The sequence below is a fragment of the Patulibacter minatonensis DSM 18081 genome (assembly GCF_000519325.1).
GTDB classification, from domain to species: Bacteria; Actinomycetota; Thermoleophilia; order Solirubrobacterales; family Solirubrobacteraceae; genus Patulibacter; species Patulibacter minatonensis.
Genome location: NZ_KI912613.1, coordinates 1 through 3,477, shown reverse-complemented (window position 1 = coordinate 3,477; position 3,477 = coordinate 1). Strand labels below are relative to the sequence as shown.

Annotated in this window: 4 protein-coding genes and 1 pseudogene; 1 reads left to right on the top strand and 4 read right to left on the bottom strand. The window is 71.1% G+C overall.

From position 1 onward, the window contains the following. Nucleotides 1–24: 24 nt before the first annotated feature. The 4 genes from PATMI_RS26070 to PATMI_RS0100015 all read right to left on the bottom strand — a co-directional run bounded on the left by PATMI_RS26070 (nucleotide 25) and on the right by PATMI_RS0100015 (nucleotide 2,858). Nucleotides 25–852, bottom strand: coding sequence for an MlaE family ABC transporter permease (locus tag PATMI_RS26070; protein WP_281171289.1), 828 nt, complete (start codon nucleotides 850–852; stop codon nucleotides 25–27). 366 nt (nucleotides 853–1,218) lie between these two features. Next, the gene (locus PATMI_RS0100025) at nucleotides 1,219–1,698 is read right to left on the bottom strand and encodes a hypothetical protein (protein WP_026909369.1); all 480 of its coding nucleotides are present in this window, start codon (nucleotides 1,696–1,698) and stop codon (nucleotides 1,219–1,221) included. 76 nt (nucleotides 1,699–1,774) lie between these two features. Beyond that, nucleotides 1,775–2,269, bottom strand: a complete 495-nt coding sequence (tadA, locus tag PATMI_RS26065) for a tRNA adenosine(34) deaminase TadA (RefSeq protein WP_051472298.1) — start codon at nucleotides 2,267–2,269, stop codon at nucleotides 1,775–1,777. A 142-nt stretch (nucleotides 2,270–2,411) separates the two neighbouring features. Beyond that, nucleotides 2,412–2,858, bottom strand: coding sequence for a universal stress protein (locus PATMI_RS0100015; RefSeq protein WP_026909368.1), 447 nt, complete (start codon nucleotides 2,856–2,858; stop codon nucleotides 2,412–2,414). Nucleotides 2,859–3,204: 346 nt separating this feature from the next. Between PATMI_RS0100015 and PATMI_RS26060 the strand changes: the two are divergent. Beyond that, a pseudogene (locus PATMI_RS26060) lies at nucleotides 3,205–3,477 on the top strand (hypothetical protein); the annotation flags it as partial.

Genomic DNA, 3,477 nt, shown 5'->3' with positions numbered 1-3,477 from the left:
CGCTCCAGACCGGTCGGGGTGCCCTTACGGCCCGCCCCCGCGGGCTGGTACGGCGCGGGAGAGTTTCCAGCTTCCATAGCTCTCAGCCCCTAACGGAGTGTCGCGGTCTCCGGGAACGCACCAAGAAGCAGCGAGTTCAGGAGATAGTTGTAGATGTAGATCGCCGAGAACGAGATCACGACGGCCTGGTTGACGGCCTTGCCGACCCCGGCCGCGCCACCCTTCGCGTTCATGCCCTTGTAACAGCAGACCACGGCGATGATGAACCCCGAACGTCAGGACCTTCAGCGTGTTGAACACGACCTCAGCGATCGTGAAGTTCGACGCGAACGTCGACGTGTACCCCGCGACCGTCTCGTCCCACACCAGGATGTTCGCCAACAACTGGCCGATGATCGACACCGCCGTGTTCCAGTAGTTGAACATCACCGTCATCACGCCAAGCGCGATGAACCGGGGGACCAGCAGGACCTTCACCAGATCGGTGCCGAGAACGGCGAGCGCGTCGAGCTCGTCACGAACCTTGCGGGCACCCAGATCAGCGCAGATCGCGGTGCCGGCAACACCCGCGACGACCATCCCGTTGATCCACGTCGCCAGCTCACGCACCGACGCCATCACCGAGAACGCACCAAGACGATCCGTCGTCGCCAACGTCGACAAGAGCGAACCACCCGAGATACCAGGCGCGCCATACGCGAACACCAGCGTGCAGAACAAGCACGGCAAGAACGCCTTCTTCGTCACCAACCACGACTGCTCGATGAACTCGCCACCCCAGTTGTACGGCGGCGAGATCGCAGACTTCATCACCTGCAACGTCAGCAACGTCATCCCGGTGAGCTGCTCCACCCACCCAAGCGGGCCAGGCAGACCCTTCGGCGGCCTCGGCGCCTCACGCAGACCACCCGGAAGGGTGCCACGCTCACGCGTCGTGGTGCTGGGGCCCGTGACGGTAGCCATCAGGACCCCTCCTCGAACTTGGACATCTCCAAGCCCCTTTCCTCAGAAATTCGTCAGAACATCGACGCATTTCCCACTTGTCGTACAGGCTACGGAGCGCGATCACAGAGCCCTACTCCTCCCTGGACCAGGATGTCTCCCCCCTGGGGCCTGCAGGGCCGGTCGGCGGCGACTCCTCCGTCACCCCGCTCTTCGTCAGCAGCGGCGGCCGGCAGACCGGCAGCTAACCGATCGGCCGCGCCCGGCACGCGTGGATCAGTCGTCCCGGCGGGGCCGGGTCCCGAGCGGCGAGTATCCCGTGGCCCCCGGCCGTCCCTGACCGGTGGAGTCCGATCCGGATCCGGGGCCGGAGCTCGCCGGCCGGTCGTCCTCGCGGCGCGCCCGGACCTCCGACGGCCGCACGGGTCGCGCCGGCGCCTCGATCCGGGCGGTACCTGCCGCCTCCCGCTCCCGTCGCCGCCGGCGCGACCCGGACCCGGGCACCTTCGACGCGAGCTCGCTGATCGGCTCGAGGTCGCCCTGGATCTCCTCGAAGATGACGGTCAGGCGCTCCAGGATCGGCACGATCGTCTCGAGCACCTGCTCGATGTCGTCGACGCGCTTGTAGACGTGCTGGACCTCCTCGGTGAGGTCGTCGATGCTCGACATGCTGCGACCGAAGTCGTGCAGGCCGCTCTCGTGGAGGACGCGCTCGAGCGCCTCCTGGATCGGCTTCAGCGGGTTCGGGGGCGACACCACCCCGACGCTAACGCCACGTCCGGGAGCGGGCTACCGGCGGTCGCGTTCGTGCGTCGCCGCGGAGGCGCGCGGCCTATCGCCGCGGCGGGTCGCCACGCGGGTCACGCGCATCCATCGCGGCGCGCTCCGGCCGCGGGCGGCGCCGCGCGGCGAAGAACGACCGCAGGAGCGCCGAGCACTCGTCGCCGAGGACGCCGCCCTCCACGTCGGGGCGGTGGTTCAGCCGGGGCTCCGCGGTGATGTCGAGGACGCTGCCGCAGGCGCCGGCCTTCGGGTCGGTGCAGCCGAAGACGACCCGCGGGATCCGGGAGAGGACGATCGCGCCCGCGCACATCGAGCAGGGCTCGAGGGTCACGTAGAGCGTGGCGTCCAGGACGCGCCAGGAGCCGAGCGCGGCGGCGGCGCGACGGAGCGCGAGGATCTCGGCGTGCGCGGTCGGGTCCTCGTCGCGCTCGCGCTCGTTGCGCCCGCGACCGAGGACCGTCCCGTCGTGCGCGACGACGACGGCGCCGATCGGCACGTCGCCGTGCCGCTCGGCCTCCAGCGCCTCGGCGATCGCCAGGCGCATCCACTGCTCGTCCGCGCCGGGAGGGGTCCCGGGGACGTGATCGGCGGGGGTGCTCACCACCGGATCATCGCAGCCCGTCAGGGGCCGCGGGACGCCCCGGGGGCTGCCGGCGCGAACACCCGCCGACCCCGGGGGGCCGGGCCTAGGTGGTGCGGACGATCAGCACCGAGCTCGGTGCGTGGTGGCTGATCTTGTTCGGCACGGAGCCGAGCAGGAACCGCTTGGCGCCCGTCATGCCCTTGTTGCCCACGACGATCAGGTCGGCGCCGAACTCCTCCGCGACGTCGAGGATCGCGTCGGCGGGGTCGCCCTGCCGGGCGTAGGTCTGGACGTTCGTGACGCCGGCGGACGTCGCGTTCGCCTTCGCGGCGTTCAGCGTGGCCTCGACGTCGGCGCGCTCGTTGACCATCCACTCGACGTCGGCCGGGGCCTGCTTGGCCTCCTCGCGCAGGCGGGACCCCGAGACGGGCTCGTACGCGGAGACGATCTCGAGGCGGGCTCCGACGGCCTTGGCGATCTCGATGGCCTCCGTCACTGCCTGGTTGGCGGTGTCGGAACCATCCGTACCGACGACGATCGAGCTGAACACGGCACTCCTCAGCGGTTGGGAACTGGGCAACGTGCGCCGCGGTGGACGGCGTCCGGCCCGCGACTGGGCCGATCATCGCACAGGCCCGGGAGCCCGCTGCGGAGCGGGATCACGCCTGGTGTGGGAGGGACCTCACGCTGGGCGCACGCCGTATCCGGCCGCTCAGGCCCAGAGCTTGAGCCCGGCGATCACCATGCTCACGAGCACGCACGCCACGAGCAGCACCTGCATCCAGAACCACGTCGGCGGCATCGGGCAAGGGTACGGCGTGCGTGCGACGATGGCGTGGACGCATGCGCCGCCCGTCCGACGACCCCGCCCGCCGCGCACGCGCGGAGCACCACCGATGATCATCGGACCCGGCGATCCCGAGCGCGAGAAGGCGCGCGCCGAGGCCGCGAAGGCCGAGCGACGGCGCGCGAAGCGGGCCCGGAAGGCCGAGAAGGCCGACCGCCGTCGTGCGGTCGAGACCCCTGCCGCCCCCGAGCCCCCCGCCCCGGACGACGGGCCCACCCACGACCGGGCGGCACCGGACCCCGGCCCCGAGCCGCTCCCGACGTCGTTCGACGGGGCACCCGCCCCCGTGGGAGCCCCGGCTCCGGTGGCGCCGCGGGGCGAC

What these genes read in the sequence shown, in the direction of transcription:
- tadA (WP_051472298.1), bottom strand. Translation starts at nt 2,269, where the DNA reads ATGCGCCTGGCGATCGCCGAGGCGCTGGAGGCCGAGCGGCACGGCGAC.